Consider the following 19929-nt stretch of genomic DNA (forward strand, 5'->3'; position numbering starts at 1 on the left):
AGTTACAAATTTAGGGTCACAAATTGTACTTGATGACGGTGATAACAGCGCAGGCATAAGCAAAAATCATCGATTACGCCCCAAACCCTGATTCTCTCGTGAAGTGGATGGAGCGGGATTGATAAGCTCAGTTGAATCCGGCGATCTGAAATCTTTAAACCAACGCTAGCGCTATACTTTTGAGCATCTATTCCACGAAATCCACCTTTCGTGTAATCTGGGGATTAACTAGAAAATACCACCATGAAGGTTAGCGGCAACGGGCAAGGAAAAATCCTCACCTCAGATGAATTGAGGCGGTTGTTCACCGATGGGTTTAAGTCGCCACGCGATCGCGCTTTGTTTGGCATCTGTCTTTTTACCGGGTGTCGGGTGTCGGAAGCACTGGCGCTCCAGACTACTGACATTAGAAGTGGAACGTTGACTTTCAGGAAGTCTACCACGAAGGGAAAACTGAAAACCCGCGTTGTGGACATTCAACCTGCACTCGCGGCAATACTGGCAGAATACCAACTCGCTCAAGCAGGGGCGCTGTTTCCGTCTGGGGTCAGAGGGAAGGAACACCTGAGTCGGTTCATGGCTGATAAGATTCTGAAGGATGCGTGCCAGCGCATCTTTGTCGAGGGAGTCAGTACCCACAGCTTCCGGCGCACTGCTCTGACTCAAATGCACAATGCCGGGATACCGCTGAGGCACATTCAGGAGATATCGGGTCACAACGACCTGGGTACTTTGCAGCGGTATCTAGAAGTATCGCCAGAGCAGAAGCGCAAGGCGGTATCGATGATTGGTTGGTGAAGGTTTTTGGGTGCGATCGCCGCTACACCTAGAAAGGCGATTGCTCTTAGCATTCTTGGTCCGCCTTTTTGTGAAAGATAAAAGTTCTGTACCCTTCAAATATATTCATCCATCTATGCGACGTTTTTTAAGTGCTGCCGATTTCTTTGGGTGTAGACTCTACCATCCACATATGATTACAGTCCATTGTGCAAAAATTAGCATCCCGTGGCTAATATTATGTATTCAACTTTTTAGGTCTCCTCTTCAGGACTGAACCACCAATAACAAGAAGGGCCATCCCTATAGAAGGTTCAGGTACTGAAGCCGGAGGAGTGGTAGCAGGCAAACTATATAAAAATGGCGGAGAAGGATTAGCAATTGACTCCCCAAAAACAAATACTTGCTCCGATATAGGCTGAATGTTTTGAGGAACGAACTGCCAGGAATATACGTTTATCTGCTGATCTCCTATAATTTCTATCAGTTGAAATACTGCATCGTTTATCCCAGCTTCAACTGGAATAAGATTTAATGTTAACTCATTAGGATTAGCAACAATAAGTCCTCTGCCAAACCAGCTAGAGTTACTAGGAGTTAATGTAGCTGATACTGAGTCAACAGTCAGAGTAATATTCCAATCAGTAAAAAAGTCAAAATTTTCTACACCAGGAATTATTACATTCCCTAAAGTACCATTTGTAGTTATGGTTCCTATAGCACTACCAATGCCTTGGCTAGAACCGGGAAGTGTATTTGTAAATGAGCGATTAAATTCATATGTAATGTTGGCAGCATCTGCGCCTTGCATTGTCGCCAATATAGACAAACCACAAGATGTAGCTATTAGCGTTGAACTGATGAACCCTAAAGTTTTCATAATTTCTTCCTGTATTTTTACAACAGTTTGTTTAAACAAGTAATACTAGGCGATTTTCTTAAAAATTTAACTTCCGCCAATAACTTAAGATATACAGCTTTTTTTAAAATCTAATCTAGTTAAGCTTTAATCTTTATTCAATCTTCATATTTATTAGACATTGCTTTATACAAACAATATGAAGTTTTTTTAGTAATTTATAAACATTTTTTTGATTTCATTTAAAAAAAATAACCGAGATTTATACACTATTTTTTTTGATTTAGGTATCTTACTTGAGTTGTATTTTATAAATAAACTTGAGGTAGTATTGCCTAAGCTCAATTGGCATCGGGGAGGGGAAACAAGCATGAAATACCTGCGGTTGACGATTACCGACACACTGAGCTTTTGGGATGACTACCTAAGCGGCTACATCCCCGCTTTAGCTTCTTCGCAGACGTTCACAAATTGGTATCGCGTTCCAGATGAGTGGCTTGAAAATAGTACGCTTATTTCTTCCCGACGCGAACAACTGCTAGCACACCTCTACGGTGACAATTGGCTCTTCGGTAATGAGGATGGCTCGAAATATGTTGTCCTGGCGATCTCCGAACACGAGTTGTCAGATGCTGAAAGGGCGCAGCGGTTATGGAGCGGCACAAAAGATACCTGTTATGCCGTCAGCGATGACGGCACTATAGAAAGGGTGAGTCAGGACGCAATGTAAGAGTCTGGAGTATATCTGGTGCATTGCAACACTACTGGAATTAAAGGCAAGGTCAGCCCGCACTTGTTGCGTCATGCCCACGCTTCGCATTTACTAGACAGGGGCGCGCCAATTCATCTGGTACAGCAGGCATTGGGCATGAATCGGTAGCAACTACTTCCAGATATCTGCACGCACGCCCCAACGACAGCATTAGTTTATATTTACCTGGGTAAGAGGTAACTTTCCTTGCATCTTTTTCAAGATTCTGGGATATTGAATTGAAAAAACTAATTCAAATAGAAACTTATGGCAACTGAGCAAGAGCTTCAATCTCTTTTTAATACCTTGGATGGGGATCGAGATGGCAAAGTATCGAGTAATGAGCTTTATTTAAGCCCTGCGTTAAATGCAGTCATTTCAGCAGAAACAGGTACTAGCCCCCAGGTACTGCTAGCGACGTACCACGATGAAGAGGGTAATATTACCTTTGAAGACTTGAAACAAGCTGTTAAAAAAGCAGGGAATTTAGAATAAGCGCGAGCGCCCAGCCCGCAGCGATTGAAATAAAATTATTTATCCAAGTGGATGAGTGTTTTACCTGATCAATGTTTCAGCAGTTCAAGAGCAGAAAGCGATCGCTGACCACGAAGGGTATGGAGCAGATCCATACCCTTCCAATTCGCAGGGATTTAAGCATCAGTTGACATTAGAGGTGTAATGTCAAGTTCTAGTTTTGGTTGTTGAAGCATCGTTATTATTGTCTTTGAAAAGAATTGTCCCCACAGACTATCGCCTTTCCAGCTAGCAGGAAATTTCAAGAAGCAAACCTACAATATATGTTAACAGGCTAAATATTAAACATTGCTTGTAACGCTACTAACTAATTGCTTCTTTTGGCGGCGTTTCAAAAACGAGCCTGCGCCTAAAGTACCAAACGCCAGTAAACCTAGCACTGAATTTGGTTCAGGTACGCTTTCGGTTTCGGCTGCTAACACGCGAAATCGTGTATCGATATTGTCTTGTAGATTACCGTTGGTGATAGCAACCCCACCTGGATACGGATCTCCTAAATCAGAGGCAATGCTCAAACCCCAACGAACCGTATCATCTTCTACAATCGCCGTGTAAGTATCACCCACCGTTAAAGCAATATAAGAAAAATCTACGTCGGCATACCCCTCAAATCCATCAACAAGATCGTCAAAAACTCCACTTCCTAAGAAAACACCACTTGTTCCTTTGTATAGGTTTATGGTTATAGAAAAATCATTCGGTGCAGCAGTTGGATTAAAATCTTTAATATAAAACCCTATAGATTTAATGAAAGTATCTTCTGCTGTAAACGTTTGACCGATAGGTGAAAAAGCCAGTATTTGATAGGCACCATCAGTTTGATCTTGAATGATGGAAGCTGCTGAAGCTTGTTGTATCTCTCCCAGCATTCCTAGTGCGATAAATGCTGCTCCGGCAGTAGCCACTGATAAATTTTTCATGGTTTTAAATACCTTTGTGTGTTTTAAAAAAACAGGTTCGCAGACTGTATCAGTCTATCCGCATAGGCACGGACAGCAGTAGTTTACATTTGTTAGGGTAGACAGCGATCGCTTTCATACCTCATTCTTTGTTTAACTGTGCTAGCAATAAAAATGCTTGTTGCAGTTATTGTCAAAGGCATGAAGTTTTAGATTTAATAAACCTTATTTGAGTATTTCCCTTCAATAATACGTATATTCAGGGACATAAAAATAAAGTTGTTGTAAAGTAACGTTTGATTTTAGTAAATTTATGATGATTCTGGTTTTAAAATTCCTTTCGTCCTATCACCAAAACAAAATACCCAATCTCCTCCATCTTTCAAATACCGAAGGTAAAGGCGAAGCAAGGGAGGGCTGTCAAGGTCCTGTGGCGCAATGTACTGGCAGCCAACTAGATTGAACGCAACCAAGCTTAGCCAGAACATGACATTAGGTGTGTAATGTCATGTTCTGGTTTTGGTTGTTGAGGCATTGTCATTGAGGGGTGATTGTCTTTAAAAAGGCTAGTTTTCACAGGCAATAACTTTCAGTTCTGGCAGGGGATGACGTAACATCCTCCGCCAAGATATCAAGTTCGACTTGACTGAGACATTTGAGATGCATCTGTTCTAAATCATTCAATACTGCACTCGCCTCATTATCAAACTTGTAGTATTCAGTTAAGCTCCCTAATCGATAATTAAACGGCTGGTAACGATGCTTGAAATACAGTTCAACATTGCCCCTGTGTTCCCAAGTCCCCAGTACCTTAAGTTTCACAGTTTTGTAGTGCGAGCGCAAATCTCGCCTAATTTCTAGCATTCGTTCTTCAATTGTTCGCTTGGTTATGCCAATTTTATATAGGGTTTCACTATCAGCTTTTACTTCTAGATAGTACAAACGATGCTCTAGGATTCTTCTAAGCTGAGTCCGGTATAGCCATAAATCAACTGCTCTTTCTTTCAGATTCAAGGATTTTAGGACTCTGGCGAGTTCCACCTGCCGTTCTATATCAGCTAATTTCTTTAGGATAAGCGGCTCCTGAACTTGATTGAATTCTTTCAAGGGCAGCGCTCCCACTGGAATCATCCCTAGCTGTGTAAATTCGTAGCCGGGAGGATTTTGATAAGGATTTTTCTGCAATAGTTTGGCTTTGATTAATGGCTTGAGGTCAACTGAGAAAGGGATACTCCAGCCATTTGTTCCACAGGATTTCCAAAGTGTTTCGAGCAATTGTAGTGCCTGCCCTGATAGCTCAATATTAAAGTTGTCATACAGTGGGAGGCTAGGAAACTCTCGCTTAACCGTCACGGAACGACAGGTTTGCCCAGTATGAGCGAAATGGTGTTCTTTGACTTGACCCTTCTTAGCAACTAATTTGACTCCACAATAGGGGCAAACTAAATCGCTTTTTCCGCTGGGGACATCAACAATATCAACCAATTTATTATCAGCATTGACCCCAAACTTTAGCAGCCACACATAAGCCATATCGCGAATCACTAAATATTTATCGTTAACTTCGACGGCAGATAAAATCCGGACGCTGAGAGAGAGTGAGCGCGATCGCCCTTCAGGTTCTGGGAACACTAGAACTGTCTCAGATGAGAATGTGTGATGAACAAACTCGCAACTGCCGCTGCCTTAGTCCTGGCCTTAACCATCCCCGCCTCTGCCCAAACCACAGCAACAGTAGTCAGCACCGGCGATGGCGATACGCTCCGAGTCAAGAGCCAAGGGAAGGTTGTCACGATTCGGATGGCTTGCATTGATGCGCCAGAAACAGGACAGCGCCCTTGGGGTCAGCAATCAGCGGCGAAGCTCAAACAACTTCTCCCCCCTGGTAAAGCCGTGCAGGTTCGGGAGATTGAGCGCGATCGCTACGGGCGGACTGTCGCTGAGTTGTACCTGGGAAAACAGTCAGTAAACCTGCAAATGGTTAAGCAGGGGCAAGCTGTCGTGTATCGCCAGTACCTCAGCGGCTGTGCATCCACAAAGAATCAGTACCTTCAGGCTGAAGCCCAAGCCAAGCAGAAAAAGTTGGGATTCTGGAATCAGCCCAAGCCAGTCATGCCGTGGGATTTTAGGAAGGGGCAATCAACAAGTAATCAGCCATCTTCTAATACGAAGCCCAAACCAGCCCCATCTGCCCAACAAAACTGTAGTCCAGCTTATCCAGGCGTCTGCATTCCCCCTGGCCCACCGGATCTGAATTGCCCAGATATCTCCTATCGAAATTTCAAGGTTCTGCCTCCCGATCCGCATGGCTTCGACCGCGACAGCGATGGGGTTGGATGCGAAAAGGGGTAACAGTAAAGTGAGGAGCGATCGCGCTCATCGAGGCTCACCAACCATCTTAACCAAACGGTGATGACTAATCCTTAAGGAGCTGGTGACGAGCGATCGCAACACTTCAATTCTCCACCCGAATCCTCTCCTCGAATTCGTAATGCAGGGAGTTTTCAGTAAATATCCTGAACCTGGTTAAGTTCTAGCAGAGCTAGGGTGTAGCAGATGATATATCGTTCGCTCTTCGTAATTCCCAAAGCATGATCTCTGGGAAAAGAGGGAATCGCGCTGTTTAACGAGAGTTTTAGGAGATATTGTTTATGGCTTTAATGGTTCCCGATTCTGTCCCACCAAAAGCCAGCCAAGGGGAGAAGCGCCTCTACAAGACTTTGCATTACGAATTACCAGACGATTGCTATGTTTGGTATGAGCCGCGAGTGAATGGGCTGTACCCTGACTTTATTGTTTTAGGACCAACGCTAGGACTGCTGATACTGGAGGTCAAGGGATGGAGTGCTAGCCAAATTATCCAAGCCGATAATCAGTTTTTTCAAATTGAACAAGACAGCAAAACTCTTAGTCAGCCATCTCCATTGAGACAGGCTAAGAGCTATCAAGATGCTCTGATAAATAAGCTAAAAGGTTACTCAGTTTTAACTCAAGATGATGGAGATTATCAGGGCAAGTTGACTTTTCCCGTAGGTGTGGGTGCAATCATGACCAACATTACGGAAGCTGAAGCCAGAGACGGAAATATTTACCCACTATTAGAAAAACCTCAGGTTGCTTATCGCGATGAACTTCTAGAATGGGACGGCATTGACGAACGAGCATTGATGAAGCGCTTAAGCAATATGTTTACTGTGCGCTTCAACTTTATGCCCCTGAGTGACGACCAAATTCATACCATTCGCGGTATTATCCACCCAGAAGTCGGCTTTAGAACAGAACCCGCCACACTTAAGAGCGTTCCAGAAGGGTTTCACCTCAAACCCAACGCAACTATCATCAAAGCTCTTGACTACAAACAAGAGCAACTTGCGCGAGCGCTTCATTCTGGTCATCGTCTATTCTGTGGAGTCGCTGGATCGGGAAAAACGTTGATTCTGCTTTCGCGTGCCAAGTCCCTCGCTAGTGGACTATTTAACCAAAAAGTTTTAATTCTTTGTTTTAACATTACTTTGGCTGCTTACCTGCGTTCGCTGATCGCAGGAGACAGCAACCCCCTGTATCGGGAACGGATCGAGATTATCCATTTTCATAAATGGGCAAAATCAATTCTTGGCATACTGCCCAATCCCCGGTTTTATGACACCGATGAAGACTATGACGAAGATTTAGGCCTTCGCTTGTTGCAGGCGCTTGAACAACTTCCCCTAGAACTGAAATGGGATGCGGTTCTAGTTGACGAGGCACACACCTTTTCACCCAGTTGGTTTCGATGCTGTACGGCGGCCCTCAAAGATCCGGAAAATGGAGATTTAACGATCGTCTCGGATGGCTCGCAAAGCTTTTACCAACGGCGTCAGTTTTCATGGAAATCCGTTGGCATCAAAGCTCAAGGGCGCACCAAAAAGCTGAATCAAAACTACCGCAACACGGAAGAAATCCTTTCAGCAGCCTGGAGTGTCGTACAGCCAACCAATATTGAGGACGAGGATGTAGATGATGTGACCTTTCCGGTGATTAAACCGAGTGCGGCGCTACGGAACGGTCAACGCCCCATGCTGCACCTGTTACCCAATCGTCAGGCTGAGGTTGAAGCGGCGATCGCTCAAATTCAGACACTTGTTTTAGAAGGTTTCCAACCCAAAGACATCGCCATCATCTATCGCTACAAGGGTCAACACGAACAAGCTTCGTTCGATTATTTAATGGAGCAGCTCGAACGGTTGGGTTTTGGTTCCTATTGGGTCAACCAGGATAAATCGGATTACAGCACTCAGCGCCCAGGCGTCAGAATCGTTACCGCTAAGTCTGCATTAGGCTTGGAATTTAAAGCGGTGTTGATTCCTTGGGTGCAGCAGTTTGGAGTTGGCGATCATCAAACCAGATCCCAGCGAGAGCTTTATGTTTCTATGACCAGAGCGCAGGAAGTGCTACATCTGTTTGGCTCTGGAGGTTTTGACATTCTCAAGAATTTGCAACAGAGCGAGCGCTTAGATGTCGTTCAACGTTCGGCGTAGTTGAAACGTGTTAGTGCAATCGCACTCCTAGAAAAGGTGCGATCTCCCTCAGTTCTGGCAGAAACTTGAGTAAACCAACTGCGAGACTATGGCGAAGATCGAGAGAGCGCGATCGCGCTCTCGCTCGATCGCGAGTAATCCTTTTATAGTGTTGCCATACATCCTACGGAACCAGATAGCGCTCGCTGTCTCAACTTCCGACTTCCTACCGAATGAAGCTTGATTTCGGAGCGCCGAAATCAAGAGGTCGATCGCTGTCTCGACTTCCAACCCCCTGCCAAACCGGAAGAACTGTGGGCAGCAGAGGGAAAGAGATTCGTTCAGGGGGAAATATAGCGAAGCTGCCACCGGGGCAAAATAACGCTTGAATTTCCACCTCATGTGCTTTGTGGCACTTTTTTTCAACTAATTGACACTACACTCGTGGGACAGAGCGCTCAATTAATGCTTTTCACCAAAAGCTGGGAATTTCCCAAATAATTTGTTATCTAATATTCGTTAATACCCTACAGCAGCCCCGTCCCCGCGTGGATCGGCACCACCATATTTTATATTGGTTGCCGGCTCAATGAGAATTGCACCTGCGTGTCCCATTGTATCTGTGTAGTTATCTACTACCTTGACTGGATGACCTCTTTGAATTAACTCTTTGACCACAGTTGGCGGCACTCGTCCTTCAATTTTAAGGTCATTAGAGGAGGCTCCCCAAGTACGACCTTGCAGCCATCGCGGGGCTTCAATCGCATCTTGGACACTAAATCCGAAGTCTACAATCCGAGTTACAAGAGCAGCTTGAGTTTGTGGCTGTCCTTCTCCCCCCATTGTTCCATAGACTAAATAGGGTTTCCCATTTTGAAATAGCATTGCCGGATTCAAAGTATGAAAAGTTCGCTTTCGCGGTTCTAAATGATTAACATGCTTTGGATCTAGAGAAAAAAAACTCCCTCGATTTTGTAGCAAAACTCCCGTATTTGCAGCAACAATCCCCGCTCCATAGTCATGGTATATGCTTTGAATTAAAGATACAGCGTTGCCATCTTTATCAACCACACCCAACCAGACCGTATCGCCTTTTGGATCGAGGAGCTTAGCTTCTTTAACAGCAACTCTCATCTTGATACGTGCTGCTAAATCCCTACCATGCTCTTTAGACAGAAGCGTACCCAAAGGAATATTCACGAAGGCTGGGTCGCTAAGATACTTGTCTCTGTCAGCGAAAGCAAGTTTTGTTGCTTCTACTATCGTGTGGTAGTAATCAACTGTGCCTTCCCCCATCTTCTTCAAGTCAAAGTTGTTGAGGATGTTAAGAATCGAGAGAGAAGCCATTCCCTGTGTATTGGGTGGAAAATTATATGCTTTGTATTTACGGTAGTCTGCTGAAATCGGCTCAACCCAATCAGCCGTGTGTGATGCAAAGTCTTCTAGAGTTAAAATACCTCCGTTAGCTGCTAAATCTTTGATAATATTTTGAGCAATTTCACCCTTGTAAAATTCAACAGCTCCTTTTTCAGAAATTGCTTTCAGGGTTTTAGCAAGCTGTGGCTGTTTAAAGACTTCACCAGCTTGGTAAGACTCACCGTTTGACTTAAGATAGGTCTGCTTAAAGCCTTGAAAGCGTTGAAGGTTGCGGAATTCTTTGTCCTTCTCATCAATATTCGTTTTAGTCCAATAGTTCTGACTAGGAGTTACTGGAAAGCCATTTTCTCCATAGCTAATGGCAGAATCAAACAGCTGACTCCAAGACAGACTATTCCCCATACTTTGTTGAGCATATTTATAGGCTTCTCCCCAACCAGAAACCGCTCCCGGTACTGTATTGGCTGCTAAATAGCCTCTGGAGGGGATTTTTGTATAACCTTTAGCTTGATAGAAGTCGATTGTTGCTTTTTGACCAGCTCTACCGCTGGCATTTAAGGCTTTTAATTCGCGAGTTTTAGCATTATAAATTAACCAAAAGTTATCTCCTCCAATACTGTTCATATGCGGATAAACTACTGCTAACGTTGATGCAGCCGCGATTGCAGCATCTACAGCATTTCCATCCTGTCTGAGTATATCTAAAGCAGCTTGAGAAGCTAAATAGTGAGGGGTCGTTACCATGCCATTCATTGACATAGTAGTTGGTCGATTAGCGGCATTCGCTACATTAATTTTCATAAGCGTTGAGACAGCTACCAAAGCTGGGGCAAAAACGCTTGAAAAACTGAATGCACTTGTCAAAGCAATGACCGTCACTTTTTTCCTAGCCAGATACATCGAGAAGCCCCTTTAGTAATTACCCTGTCCCTATACGACTCACATTATTAAGATACTTTGTTGGAGAAATTAGTATTGAAATTTACAACTGTAGGCAATATGCCGCTTTTAATCTATAGTAACCACTGGGTTAGTTACTATTACTACTCAAACCTCATACACAAGAAGCAGCAGCGCCAGGACGATATAAATTTAAGTCGCTTAATAGAAAGTTTATTGGGTGAATGGTTAGAGCAGAGGAAAGACACAGATTGACCTGAGCCAATTAGCTCAGCACTACCTAACGGCTTAAGTGGAGCTAAGGGCCAATAACCCGCGGATCATTAGAGATTTGATTAAACGGTTTGATACCACAAAGTATCTGGAAAAGCAGTAATCTGTCCAGTTCTCGGAGATTCGCTAGAGCGCGATCGCCCTTACCCAAATGGTTGACCCCAGCGCTGCCAATTTTCCTTGTTAAACGGCGACTTCCATTTTTGAATCAGCGCTTGCTCCAGCTGCTGTCGGGGTTGAACTTTAGCTGGTGCATCCCACCAAAAAGCCATACTTACGGCTGTCTTCAAGCCGTACTGATAGTGTAAATCCTGGTACTTTTCAATGTACCGCTTACAGTCATGGGTGCCTTTCCAGCGCTTGGAAGACTGGCACGTCTCACCGATGTAGAGGATAAGTCCAGCAGCGTTATCCAGAACAAAATAAATGCACGCCTCTCCCGCTCCATCCACTGGCAACCGATAGAACAATGTCGGACACAGGCGGAGGCTGAAGGGATCTATTCGGTCTGGCTCGCAATGCGCTGGTGGAAAGTCAAGCTCTGCGAAATCTAATAATGTAACCTGTTGTGCTGGCTTACTGTCCCTAGCGCGTTGCTGGTGAGCAGCAATCTGTCCTTTCCACCTCACTAGAGCATCAGCGTCCATTAGCAGCATATTGGGTCTGTTCTTCCGAGTGGAAGGGGGCTGCGCTGCCGAGAACAGTTCAAGCTGATTAGGTTCCAATGGAGTTTCTTGCTCGTACTAACCAGCTAATGATAAATCCCCTAGAAAAAAAGTGACAGATGCAAGGTGCGCTCGCCCTTAGTTCTAGGGGAAACTTGAATAAACTGCTTTAGTGCTATGCCAAAAATTCCCGAGTGCGATCGCTGTTTGCTATACGCCCACAATCCATACTTTATTTGTGCTGTTCACCCGTCTGGGGTAGAAAATGACACCTGCCCAAACTTCATTCCAGACCCTAACGCCGAACCAGAAGAATTGTGGGAGCCGGAGGGAGCCAGTTATTACAATGGCGAGTTAATGAAGCAACCGAAACCGCGTTGGACACCCCTACAACAGTTGGAGATGCTGGACTATCACCCAATGTTTACGGGTAGGTGTCCGCAGTGCGAGATGCCGTTTGATATGAAGAAAACGCCCCCGGTGCATTGGGATTGCCCACACTGTAGATGGGTGGATGATAGTGTGTAAGCGATCGCACTTGGCAATTCCATGAACAATTCAGAAATCGTTGACCAACTAAAATCAGCATCCAATGGCTTGCTATATATGAGTGAGTCTGACTATCCCTTTGAGATTTTCTTGTGGGAATCCTCAGAACTACAACCGCTGACAACACAAAAGATTCTGCAACAGACAGGTCATCCTCAAACTACGCCTATCGAAGTCTCAACTGTTGATAATTTCTTTAGGGTGGCAACGACTGAACAAGATTGGTACTCTAAAGAGGAAAAAGCTACGCTCCAGAAGTACCAAGCTCTCGTGCAAACCCTCAAACAAATTCTGAGTAACCCAGAAGTATATCGCCTGGGTGAAATAGAGATTGATGTTTATATTGTGGGTCAAACTCCCGCGGGTGCTTTAGCAGGGTTGTCTACTAAGGTGATAGAAACTTAAAACTGTTTAGCGCTCACACCCAAAGCCATCATTGTCTCCTCCATCAGGCGTTGTGTGGGTCTGGTGGCAATACCTTAAAGTTTTTGAATTCAACATCGCCACAATTCAAGTCTGGGGGTGGAGGTGGAATACAGACATCAGGATAAGCCGGACTACACTGCCGCTTGTGCTGTGATTGTGGGAGTGGGAGATTCTGAATTGAGTTGTCTTTGAGGTGTCGGTTCAGAATTCACGCTGATAGTTTCACTATCTACCTTAGACTCAATCACCTTTTGAATAGAAGGGTTCACGTTAGAAAGGAAGTTGTAACCCGTCAATTTTTCGATGACATCAACACTGACTCTGTATCTTCTCCAATCATTATCGATTGCATCTTGATTAGGGATATTCACCCCAATCAGGCGAGTGTTAGCAGTAATGTTGTTGATGCCAGCGCCCGGGCGATCCAGCACCACAATAATCTTCCAAGTTGATGAGGGAATCACGACCTTACCTTTAAGCGGTTGCTTTTGAGTGCCGAATGGTCCCGCGATGATATAAAGTTCCTTGCCTTGCCTCACTAGCTCCCGGCTATATTCTTCTAGGTCGCCCCAGGTGTTTCGATTGTTATCAGGTGTCTGGGGCATCATATTTACCATTAAAAATGTGGCGGCGTTATCCTCTACACTCCGAGTGCGGTCAGCGGATGGGACGATATGCCCCCGGTCATATCCAGATCCCGAATACATCGTTGGCGTCACCTTCTCCCAACCCGTGGGGAGTGTTAGGTCAGGGCGAAAGTTGTCTTGGCGGTCGGTGTTCCCTAGCCACGATTGGTTCAGCTGCCAGCTAGCCCAGTTTGCAGTTCCCTTGCTTCTGTTATAAGACAACACATATTGAGGCTTCACCATCAGGTAGTTATCAGGATTCGCAACGCTGCTGATGGCGTTACTCGGATTGCCTAATTTGAGATGAATGCTCGTTGAGGAAGGTGATGGTTTGGGAGTGGCGGTTGGGGCTGGCGGCGTTGGTCTTTGTGTTGTTGAAGATGGCTCCTGAATCGGGCATCCCTGAAGCAATAAGACTAAAACAAACGTAGCTGCTAAAGTTTTCAACCGAGCCAGATTCATCATAAGTGTAAAATGCCTCAAAAACTTGTCAAGGCGAAAGGCTTCAATGTTTGTATCAAGATTAAATGCCCATAAAGAGGACGCCCCAAAAAAGTCCGATTTTTACATCAAGGCTTTTCTAATTAATTGCACGGACTCTCTACCTTGCCTACATAAACAGACTTTCGCTTCCCTGCTCTCCAATAGCGTAGATATCGATAGGGACCACAGCCATTAATTATCTTTTCTTCCAAGTAACCAATACTGCCGTTACGTCCCCGACCCTGATTAGGGAACGCTGCCTCCTCAATCGGCTCCGGTATCGGTTCCATTGCCTGTAGTAACCCGTCGATAATCGCTTTCATCTCTTCGAGTTCATCCCGGTTCCATTTTGCCTTCTTTGGGGGAGAAGTCAGAGGGGTTTTTTCTCGGCATGGCATTTAGGGTGCAAATAATCAGCCATAACCTTGATTATTGCACCCTAAAAGTTTAGGGTGCAATATTCAGACAATTTATCGGCAATATTGCACCCTAAATCAACATCAGAAGCCGCAACCGCTTTAGAAATGTCGATTGACACATTTTTTTTGGGAATTACACTTCCTAGAAAAAATCCGCAATGTAGAGGGGTGAGTAGTATCCAATATGTTGGAAAATTCCTGAAATCTTCAAATTTAGTTGAATTCGGCTACAAGATATCGAGGCGGTTAGGCGATTGTTTTGACTTCGCCAATAGTATCTACTGTTCATTTCACCTCATAAACTACCGCTCAGTTTTGAGTTGAGTTTTTTTTACCTAATCAATTTCTCGATTTTCGGCCTCCACTAGAACTCACTCCTAAACTTCCACTAGAACTATTAACTATATTCCCTGGGTTTTCCCTTAGTCCAACACTAGGGGAGCTAGCTCCACAACGCGAACCATTGGTAGCTCTATCTTCCGGATTCATGCACAGACTAGAACTGCTAGAAACACTTAAGCTACCGCCTGAAATGTTTAAGGGGCTATTGACAGAACTGTAATAGTTTTCTTCAAAGCCACAAATTCTAGACAAGTCCAAAGTGCTTCCATTATCTAGTTGCACATAACAAACGGGATTAGAATTTTTTGCCACTAAAGGATACATAGATTCCATTGGCCCAGCAGAAGCAATTCCAGGTAAGGCAACAATTGCAACACTACAAAAAATAGATGGCAACTGAAAGCATGTCATGACAACGCCTTTTTCTAAAAAACTGAAAAGCTATAACCAGATTTTTTAGGGAACTTCAATGGTATTGGTTCCGCAGTCGATGTAGACAGGGTCGCCAACTGCGTTGTTTAATGCATCTCTCCAAATTTCAGCTTCTCCCGAACCATTATCGCTGAAAGCGACGACCAACAAGGTTGATGTTGGGCCTTTGCAAACTGGTTTTGGATTGCTGACGCAGTACATGAAAACTCCCGTTGTTCCTTGCGGGTATGCTGTCATCAAAAAGGTAGTATTGGAGATGGCATCGAAAGTAGCTGTGCTGCCTGTCACCTTTAGGATGGCGTCTTTAACGTAACTCGTACATGAGCTAGGATGTACATTTAAATGTCTCGATGTCTGTGCCCAGCCCGGAACAGCTATTGCAGGAGATTGAGCAATCAGTAGTCCTGATATAAGTGAGCTAAAAGAGAGTAAATGACTAAGTTTCATATTTGCCATGTCAGCCACATCTACTAATTACTCAGGAAAAAAAGTTAAGAAATTATGTGAAGTAAAAAAAATTAACATTGAGCGCTGCTATTAAGTTCTGGTAGTCCTAAAGATGTAAGGATGCATTGTAGTAGTGGACAAAGTGCCACACTGCACCAACATGATTCTCTAACTTCTTGGAAAACGACAACGTCTTTCTCACTAACCGGGATACTCGCTGCCGTAAGGTGCAATTGAAGCGCTCAATTAAGCTTGTTTGACCACTGTCCTTGCCCACACTAGCAATGTCGTTGGCTGGGGAAAACCTCATTGTAGGCAGACCAGAAATCGGTATAGGAGACGGCACACTGTCGATACACCCCTGGCAAGCTGTCCCATAATCCTTGGGCACCCTCACGAGAGCGATAGCGAAGCGCTGACTTGTCAGTTCGCCGACGTACACGCCGACAATTTCTCGGGTATTGACATGTAATGCTAACCAAATCCATTGCTTGTTGCCCTTATTAGCCACAAATGACCACATCTCGTCGCATTGAATCGTCAAGCGCCCCTTTTTTTAGCCGATACCTCGACTTGTCGGGGAATCGCTTCGTATTTCCCATTGACATAGCTCTGGAGCCAGGGTTCTGAAACACCCGTCACTCTAGCAATTCCAGAAGCAGGAATCTTCTCCAACAGCAGTTTGTCAATCAGGGTTTTAGTAGTTTGGTCAATGATCTTGTTCTGCGGGTCTTGCACAAATTGTCTGCCACACTCACGGCACTTGAAGTTCTGTTTGCCGTTGTGAATTTTCCCATTTTTCACGGTATGAGTAGACTCACAAGCAGGACAAGTAGGATGGGGATTGGACATCGAACAACAGCAGTAACTCTACCTTCTTATCCTTACATCTTTAGGACTACCTAAGTTCTTAGGGGTATACGTGTTTCGCAACTCTGAAATGAACGGGAGAAAACCAGGGTTAATCCTACTAGAGGCAAAGTCAAACAATTCTGAGAAACCCAGACCCATTAAAACGCCAAAATGATAAGTTTTTAAAATCGGTTACTTTGCCGAAAATGTTCTTAATTCAGCAATGTTAGATAGTTTCGTCTACGGGGTTCTCAAGGGTTGAAGTATTTCCACAACTACTAATCCACTTTCTTTGGCGGCAAAGTTAGGCTTAGCGTATGTTTTGGCTCGGTTGCTACTCACCTGTCTCAATTTCATACCAAATACAACAACAAACCTCGCCCTGTGGCTGGCGAGGTTAACGGTTCATCTCTGAAATATGCAATTAACTACTTGGGATGCTATTGATTTTTCCTATTAGAGCCTAGCTGTAATTTCAGTCCACTAATTTTTTATGGATTTTTCAATTCCATCTCCAATTCCAGCTCCAACACCAGCTCCAACAATAATTCCCCCTACTACACCAGGACCACTAGGCCAACCTGCCGCAGCTCCTGCCGCAGCTCCGAGAATTCCCCCAGCTATTTTTCCCAAAAGACCACCTCCAACAATAGCAGCTTGTTCTTCAGACAACAGCTCAGCAAACATTTCGGAATTAACAGGATGTAAATCAGGAATATTGATATTAGCCATTTTAAACTTCCTCAATTTAAAGCTTACAAATATTAGTCAGGCTTTTTCTTGACTTTTATGCAGAACTTCAGTGTAGGTAAAAAATATTTACAAATAAATTTTCTGGATAAGCAGAGTTAACTTGTTGTTCTACATTCATCAAGTTTTAGTTGTAGTTTCACTTTTGTATTTGTGAATAAATATATACATCAACAAGTCAGCGGGATACAGATATCCTCGGTTTTACAACCACTTGGCAGCGGAAGTGAGCCAGCTTGCTACCAAGGAGAAACAGCCGCAAAGCATCTGTGGTGGAATAGTCCCGAAACTCGGTTTGGGAGCGCAATTGCAAAGGACAGTAACTTGATTACCCCTCAATATACCTGGAAGAAAGTAGCTGGATGCCTAAAGAAAGAAAGCGCGATGGATATAGTAAGGCTATGCAACCCTTCAAAGCTCAACACCTGATTCATGCCCTGCCTTTTATGGCGATCGCCGCCATGATTGGGTTGATTGTCTACCAGCAATGGCAACAAACGCTTCAAGCCCGACCCGATTACGACAGCGCTGATGCAGCCCCACCTCGTTATCCTGCCAAGATTACAGCCAACCGCAACCCATCCTTACCCCAATCCGAGAATTGGAAAGTTCAACAGGTTTTAACGGGTGAAAGCATGATTGTCACCGCTGGCTGGAAGAAGGAGAAACTACGTTTATGCGGGATTGATGTACCGGACTCCCTAGCCGTCGAATCCCGAAACTATCTCAAGGGACTCGTTGAGCAAGCCGAAGGCGCAGTAATTGTCATCCCCACCGGACGCGATCGCTCGAATCGAATGATTGGTGAGGTATTTGTCAGTGCTAATGCAAGCAACCCAGACGAAGAGAAGTTTCTCAATGAAGAAATGGTGATGGCTGGACTGGCTTACCACTACAGCCCCTATTCATCTGGTTGTTTAAATCGAGCAGGAATCATTCAAGCTGAAGAAATTGCCCGTTCTGAGCATCGAGGAATTTGGTTACAGTCAAAGGATGTTTTACATAAATAACCCCAAACGATGACAGAGCCACCCATCTACGACCTCGGCATTACTGACACCGAGTATGCTGCCCTGACAGCCAAAAACTACAATCCAACTTTAGAACGCCAACTCTTGGAGGCAGGAGAAGAGCCATTCCAAGCCTTGAAACTGACGCGATTGGTGGGGCTTTTACAGGATAAACCACCAGAAACCGAGCCAGAGTGGTCAGAGGTGATCGGTGCGATTGAAGAGGTCTGCGGGGAAAAACGTAATTTTGATGAACCAGTAGTGGAGAAGTGAGAGATCGCATCCTTTGTACTAAAGTTAGAGAAGCAGACACCCAGATAAAAGCCAACGTAAAAAGCGCTGGAAAAATTGATTGCACAGCTACAAACAGAACAAGCCAATGGGACGGAAAGCTAAACTCAAGCAAGTCAGGCACTCAGCACAGCCATCACCACAACCAGAAACTAACTCTGACCCGAATGAATTTGTGGAACAGCTAGAAAAGCAAGGCTACCAACTAGAACGGGTTGAGCGTTGTCCTGAAGTACCCAATCAACGAGTAGACCCACAGATGTAGTTGCAAGAGTATCGTGACCTGCCACAAGTGTGCTAATTGGTACAAGTTTTCTGAGTGTAGGCACAGCTCATCTAGTCGATGTCTTCAACAACAACACCAGTGCTAGGGTTGAAATGCAGCAGTCATCCAATATGCTTTGCCTAGTACAAGAGATAAAGCGATGAGCTACAGCATGAACGATGGGTTGGAAGTGGCAAAACAAGCTGCTGCTGACATAGATGCTTGGCTATGCGCTCAACCAGGAACCATTAGCGTCATCAACGTTGAGGATGATCCAGCTTTTCAGAGTCGAGATATTGACTTGATTTGGACAACCCAAAAGGGTGAAGTTTTGGTGGAAGTCAAAGGTGATCGCTGGAATAGGACCAACAACTTCTTCTTTGAAACCCACAGCAATCTAGAAAAAGGAACTCTCGGCTGTTTCCTGTACACTGAGGCAGACTGGCTGTTTTACTATTTCGTGAACACTCGGCTTCTATATAAATTGCCAATGCCCAAAACGCGAGACTGGTTTCGCATCACCATGAATCGGTTTCGGGAACGCTCAACGACAACCCCTGTAGGAAACAGTCGCTACACCACCGTAGGGCGACTGGTGCCAATTCCCACGGTAATGCTGGAAGTTTCGGGTGTCGTCAGGCAGCAGATGTAGCAGTAGACGCTGCCTCATGCGATCGTTATCATGCTGGAACCAGATGGCACTCTCAGCAACAGACGGAAAAGTAAACATTTCGGTGCGCCGAAATAGTTATCCTTACAACGTCTGCTACGATAGCATAAGTAAATTAAGGTGAATCATTTTAACTCAATTCAAAAAAACTAAATTCAAGCGAACTCTCTATGTATCAGAGAGGCTAAACTTATGGACATGGCAAACCGTGTCCCAGTTAACTTAGAAGGCTTAAGAGAGCGCATAGAACATGCACGCTCTGATTCTGCATGGAAAGAATTATCGCTATCCAAAAAGGTCAGAATCCTTTTACAAGAGCGATTAGAGGAGGTTGAACACCAGCATCCAAAAGCAACCCCTTCACCGACTGTTAGCAAAGGGGAATAATCAGCGAACACGCCAAAACCTATGACACCAGAAAAATTAGACGAAATTGACCAGAGGCTTGAAGCTCATGCAGAAGCGATCGCTCAGTTGAGAAATCAACAACAGACGAACACTGCCACAGTTACAGACTTACAGCGCGTAACGTCTGAACTGCTAGATATTGCCCGACTGCATCAACAAGCATTGAGGGTGTCGCAAGTGAACGCCGATAGAGACAGAGCAGTGATAGTTGAAAATCAAGTTGAAATCAGACGCATCTGGGAATATCTACTTTCAACCCGCAATAATGGCAACAGACATTAACGTCGCAAATTATTCGACCTTTACAAATAAAGCTAAGGCGTAGTATAAAGACGATCGTACCTTTGTATCAAGTTCAAGAATGTATCCCTTAGTGGATATTTGTTTCAGTCATTTAAATGACTGAAAAATCAGCCCAAAAATCAGCA

At 44.5% G+C, this 19929-nt stretch carries 23 protein-coding genes and 2 pseudogenes; 14 read left to right on the top strand and 11 right to left on the bottom strand.

The features are described from left to right. Positions 1–243: 243 nt before the first annotated feature. A complete protein-coding gene (locus NDA03_RS22430) occupies positions 244–798 on the top strand; it encodes a site-specific integrase (protein ID WP_190416165.1) in 555 nt (184 codons plus the stop codon). A 217-nt stretch (positions 799–1015) separates the two neighbouring features. On the opposite strand, the gene NDA03_RS22435 is transcribed toward NDA03_RS22430, so the two are convergent. After that, a complete protein-coding gene (locus NDA03_RS22435) occupies positions 1016–1696 on the bottom strand; it encodes a hypothetical protein (RefSeq protein ID WP_348239178.1) in 681 nt (226 codons plus the stop codon). Positions 1697–2006: 310 nt separating this feature from the next. Between NDA03_RS22435 and NDA03_RS22440 the strand changes: the two genes are divergently transcribed. The 4 genes and pseudogenes from NDA03_RS22440 (at position 2007) to NDA03_RS22455 (ending at position 3066) form a co-directional block, all read left to right on the top strand. Continuing rightward, the gene (locus NDA03_RS22440; RefSeq protein WP_348239179.1) at positions 2007–2366 is read left to right on the top strand and encodes a hypothetical protein; all 360 of its coding nucleotides are present in this window, start codon (positions 2007–2009) and stop codon (positions 2364–2366) included. A gap of 36 nt (positions 2367–2402) precedes the next feature. Beyond that, a pseudogene (locus tag NDA03_RS22445) lies at positions 2403–2581 on the top strand (tyrosine-type recombinase/integrase); the annotation flags it as partial. A 73-nt stretch (positions 2582–2654) separates the two neighbouring features. Further along, positions 2655–2882 (top strand): EF-hand domain-containing protein, encoded by a 228-nt coding sequence (locus tag NDA03_RS22450; RefSeq protein ID WP_348239180.1) that lies wholly within the window; start codon positions 2655–2657, stop codon positions 2880–2882. 55 nt (positions 2883–2937) lie between these two features. Beyond that, positions 2938–3066, top strand: a complete 129-nt coding sequence (locus NDA03_RS22455) for a hypothetical protein (RefSeq protein WP_348239181.1) — start codon at positions 2938–2940, stop codon at positions 3064–3066. A 136-nt stretch (positions 3067–3202) separates the two neighbouring features. On the opposite strand, the gene NDA03_RS22460 is transcribed toward NDA03_RS22455, so the two are convergent. Together NDA03_RS22460 and NDA03_RS22465 are read right to left on the bottom strand one after the other, a co-directional pair. Beyond that, positions 3203–3841 carry a PEP-CTERM sorting domain-containing protein gene (locus NDA03_RS22460; protein ID WP_348239182.1) on the bottom strand — a complete coding sequence of 213 codons (639 nt, stop codon included), beginning with the start codon at positions 3839–3841 and terminating at the stop codon, positions 3203–3205. Positions 3842–4393: 552 nt separating this feature from the next. Then, on the bottom strand, positions 4394–5452 hold the full coding sequence (locus tag NDA03_RS22465; RefSeq protein ID WP_348239183.1) for a competence protein CoiA family protein: 1059 nt from the start codon (positions 5450–5452) through the stop codon (positions 4394–4396). 27 nt (positions 5453–5479) lie between these two features. Here NDA03_RS22465 and NDA03_RS22470 point away from each other — a divergent pair, with 27 nt between their 5' ends. Both NDA03_RS22470 and NDA03_RS22475 read left to right on the top strand, forming a co-directional pair. After that, positions 5480–6172 carry a thermonuclease family protein gene (locus NDA03_RS22470; protein ID WP_348239184.1) on the top strand — a complete coding sequence of 231 codons (693 nt, stop codon included), beginning with the start codon at positions 5480–5482 and terminating at the stop codon, positions 6170–6172. Between the two features lie 299 nt (positions 6173–6471). Continuing rightward, positions 6472–8337 (top strand): 3'-5' exonuclease, encoded by a 1866-nt coding sequence (locus NDA03_RS22475; RefSeq protein WP_348239185.1) that lies wholly within the window; start codon positions 6472–6474, stop codon positions 8335–8337. Between the two features lie 498 nt (positions 8338–8835). Here the strand turns inward: NDA03_RS22475 and ggt are convergent, their stop codons facing one another. Then, positions 8836–10494, bottom strand: coding sequence for a gamma-glutamyltransferase (ggt, locus tag NDA03_RS22480; RefSeq protein ID WP_348239186.1), 1659 nt, complete (start codon positions 10492–10494; stop codon positions 8836–8838). Positions 10495–11009: 515 nt separating this feature from the next. Then, complete coding sequence (locus NDA03_RS22485; protein WP_348239187.1) at positions 11010–11591, bottom strand: GIY-YIG nuclease family protein; 582 nt, start codon at positions 11589–11591, stop codon at positions 11010–11012. Positions 11592–11708: 117 nt separating this feature from the next. Between NDA03_RS22485 and NDA03_RS22490 the strand changes: the two genes are divergently transcribed. Both NDA03_RS22490 and NDA03_RS22495 read left to right on the top strand, forming a co-directional pair. Next, positions 11709–12059: a hypothetical protein gene (locus NDA03_RS22490; RefSeq protein WP_348239188.1), complete on the top strand. Its 351-nt coding sequence runs from the start codon at positions 11709–11711 to the stop codon at positions 12057–12059. Positions 12060–12080: 21 nt separating this feature from the next. Continuing rightward, positions 12081–12485 (top strand): nuclease A inhibitor family protein, encoded by a 405-nt coding sequence (locus NDA03_RS22495; RefSeq protein WP_348239189.1) that lies wholly within the window; start codon positions 12081–12083, stop codon positions 12483–12485. 152 nt (positions 12486–12637) lie between these two features. Here the strand turns inward: NDA03_RS22495 and NDA03_RS22500 are convergent, their stop codons facing one another. From NDA03_RS22500 to NDA03_RS22525, 6 genes and pseudogenes are all read right to left on the bottom strand, one after another. Further along, positions 12638–13597 carry a DNA/RNA non-specific endonuclease gene (locus NDA03_RS22500; protein ID WP_348239190.1) on the bottom strand — a complete coding sequence of 320 codons (960 nt, stop codon included), beginning with the start codon at positions 13595–13597 and terminating at the stop codon, positions 12638–12640. A gap of 119 nt (positions 13598–13716) precedes the next feature. Beyond that, the gene (locus tag NDA03_RS22505; RefSeq protein WP_348239191.1) at positions 13717–14013 is read right to left on the bottom strand and encodes a hypothetical protein; all 297 of its coding nucleotides are present in this window, start codon (positions 14011–14013) and stop codon (positions 13717–13719) included. A gap of 360 nt (positions 14014–14373) precedes the next feature. Beyond that, positions 14374–14787 carry a hypothetical protein gene (locus tag NDA03_RS22510; protein ID WP_348239192.1) on the bottom strand — a complete coding sequence of 138 codons (414 nt, stop codon included), beginning with the start codon at positions 14785–14787 and terminating at the stop codon, positions 14374–14376. Between the two features lie 45 nt (positions 14788–14832). Beyond that, the gene (locus tag NDA03_RS22515) at positions 14833–15264 is read right to left on the bottom strand and encodes a hypothetical protein (RefSeq protein WP_348239193.1); all 432 of its coding nucleotides are present in this window, start codon (positions 15262–15264) and stop codon (positions 14833–14835) included. Between the two features lie 97 nt (positions 15265–15361). Next, positions 15362–16107: pseudogene (locus NDA03_RS22520) on the bottom strand (IS1 family transposase). 483 nt (positions 16108–16590) lie between these two features. Beyond that, a complete protein-coding gene (locus NDA03_RS22525) occupies positions 16591–16839 on the bottom strand; it encodes a hypothetical protein (protein WP_348239194.1) in 249 nt (82 codons plus the stop codon). A gap of 380 nt (positions 16840–17219) precedes the next feature. On the opposite strand from NDA03_RS22525, the gene NDA03_RS22530 reads away from it, so the two are divergent. The 5 genes from NDA03_RS22530 (at position 17220) to NDA03_RS22550 (ending at position 19783) form a co-directional block, all read left to right on the top strand. Then, positions 17220–17867, top strand: coding sequence for a thermonuclease family protein (locus NDA03_RS22530; RefSeq protein ID WP_348239195.1), 648 nt, complete (start codon positions 17220–17222; stop codon positions 17865–17867). Between the two features lie 9 nt (positions 17868–17876). After that, positions 17877–18140 carry a hypothetical protein gene (locus NDA03_RS22535; RefSeq protein WP_348239196.1) on the top strand — a complete coding sequence of 88 codons (264 nt, stop codon included), beginning with the start codon at positions 17877–17879 and terminating at the stop codon, positions 18138–18140. 106 nt (positions 18141–18246) lie between these two features. Continuing rightward, positions 18247–18423 (top strand): hypothetical protein, encoded by a 177-nt coding sequence (locus tag NDA03_RS22540; protein WP_348239197.1) that lies wholly within the window; start codon positions 18247–18249, stop codon positions 18421–18423. A gap of 160 nt (positions 18424–18583) precedes the next feature. Continuing rightward, positions 18584–19075: a hypothetical protein gene (locus NDA03_RS22545; RefSeq protein WP_348239198.1), complete on the top strand. Its 492-nt coding sequence runs from the start codon at positions 18584–18586 to the stop codon at positions 19073–19075. A gap of 426 nt (positions 19076–19501) precedes the next feature. Beyond that, positions 19502–19783, top strand: coding sequence for a hypothetical protein (locus NDA03_RS22550; RefSeq protein ID WP_348239199.1), 282 nt, complete (start codon positions 19502–19504; stop codon positions 19781–19783). The last annotated feature ends 146 nt before the right edge of the window (positions 19784–19929 follow it).

The organism is Trichocoleus sp. Lan, from assembly GCF_039961855.1.
Taxonomy (GTDB): Bacteria; Cyanobacteriota; Cyanobacteriia; order Cyanobacteriales; family FACHB-T130; genus FACHB-T130.

What these genes read in the sequence shown, in the direction of transcription:
- NDA03_RS22430 (WP_190416165.1), top strand. Translation starts at nt 244, where the DNA reads ATGAAGGTTAGCGGCAACGGGCAAGGAAAAATCCTCACCTCAGATGAA.
- NDA03_RS22440 (WP_348239179.1), top strand. Translation starts at nt 2,007, where the DNA reads ATGAAATACCTGCGGTTGACGATTACCGACACACTGAGCTTTTGGGAT.
- NDA03_RS22450 (WP_348239180.1), top strand. Translation starts at nt 2,655, where the DNA reads ATGGCAACTGAGCAAGAGCTTCAATCTCTTTTTAATACCTTGGATGGG.
- NDA03_RS22460 (WP_348239182.1), bottom strand. Translation starts at nt 3,841, where the DNA reads ATGAAAAATTTATCAGTGGCTACTGCCGGAGCAGCATTTATCGCACTA.
- NDA03_RS22470 (WP_348239184.1), top strand. Translation starts at nt 5,480, where the DNA reads ATGAACAAACTCGCAACTGCCGCTGCCTTAGTCCTGGCCTTAACCATC.
- NDA03_RS22475 (WP_348239185.1), top strand. Translation starts at nt 6,472, where the DNA reads ATGGCTTTAATGGTTCCCGATTCTGTCCCACCAAAAGCCAGCCAAGGG.
- ggt (WP_348239186.1), bottom strand. Translation starts at nt 10,494, where the DNA reads ATGAAAATTAATGTAGCGAATGCCGCTAATCGACCAACTACTATGTCA.
- NDA03_RS22490 (WP_348239188.1), top strand. Translation starts at nt 11,709, where the DNA reads ATGCCAAAAATTCCCGAGTGCGATCGCTGTTTGCTATACGCCCACAAT.
- NDA03_RS22495 (WP_348239189.1), top strand. Translation starts at nt 12,081, where the DNA reads ATGAACAATTCAGAAATCGTTGACCAACTAAAATCAGCATCCAATGGC.
- NDA03_RS22500 (WP_348239190.1), bottom strand. Translation starts at nt 13,597, where the DNA reads ATGATGAATCTGGCTCGGTTGAAAACTTTAGCAGCTACGTTTGTTTTA.
- NDA03_RS22505 (WP_348239191.1), bottom strand. Translation starts at nt 14,013, where the DNA reads ATGCCATGCCGAGAAAAAACCCCTCTGACTTCTCCCCCAAAGAAGGCA.
- NDA03_RS22510 (WP_348239192.1), bottom strand. Translation starts at nt 14,787, where the DNA reads ATGACATGCTTTCAGTTGCCATCTATTTTTTGTAGTGTTGCAATTGTT.
- NDA03_RS22515 (WP_348239193.1), bottom strand. Translation starts at nt 15,264, where the DNA reads ATGGCAAATATGAAACTTAGTCATTTACTCTCTTTTAGCTCACTTATA.
- NDA03_RS22525 (WP_348239194.1), bottom strand. Translation starts at nt 16,839, where the DNA reads ATGGCTAATATCAATATTCCTGATTTACATCCTGTTAATTCCGAAATG.
- NDA03_RS22530 (WP_348239195.1), top strand. Translation starts at nt 17,220, where the DNA reads ATGCCTAAAGAAAGAAAGCGCGATGGATATAGTAAGGCTATGCAACCC.
- NDA03_RS22535 (WP_348239196.1), top strand. Translation starts at nt 17,877, where the DNA reads ATGACAGAGCCACCCATCTACGACCTCGGCATTACTGACACCGAGTAT.
- NDA03_RS22540 (WP_348239197.1), top strand. Translation starts at nt 18,247, where the DNA reads ATGGGACGGAAAGCTAAACTCAAGCAAGTCAGGCACTCAGCACAGCCA.
- NDA03_RS22545 (WP_348239198.1), top strand. Translation starts at nt 18,584, where the DNA reads ATGAGCTACAGCATGAACGATGGGTTGGAAGTGGCAAAACAAGCTGCT.
- NDA03_RS22550 (WP_348239199.1), top strand. Translation starts at nt 19,502, where the DNA reads ATGACACCAGAAAAATTAGACGAAATTGACCAGAGGCTTGAAGCTCAT.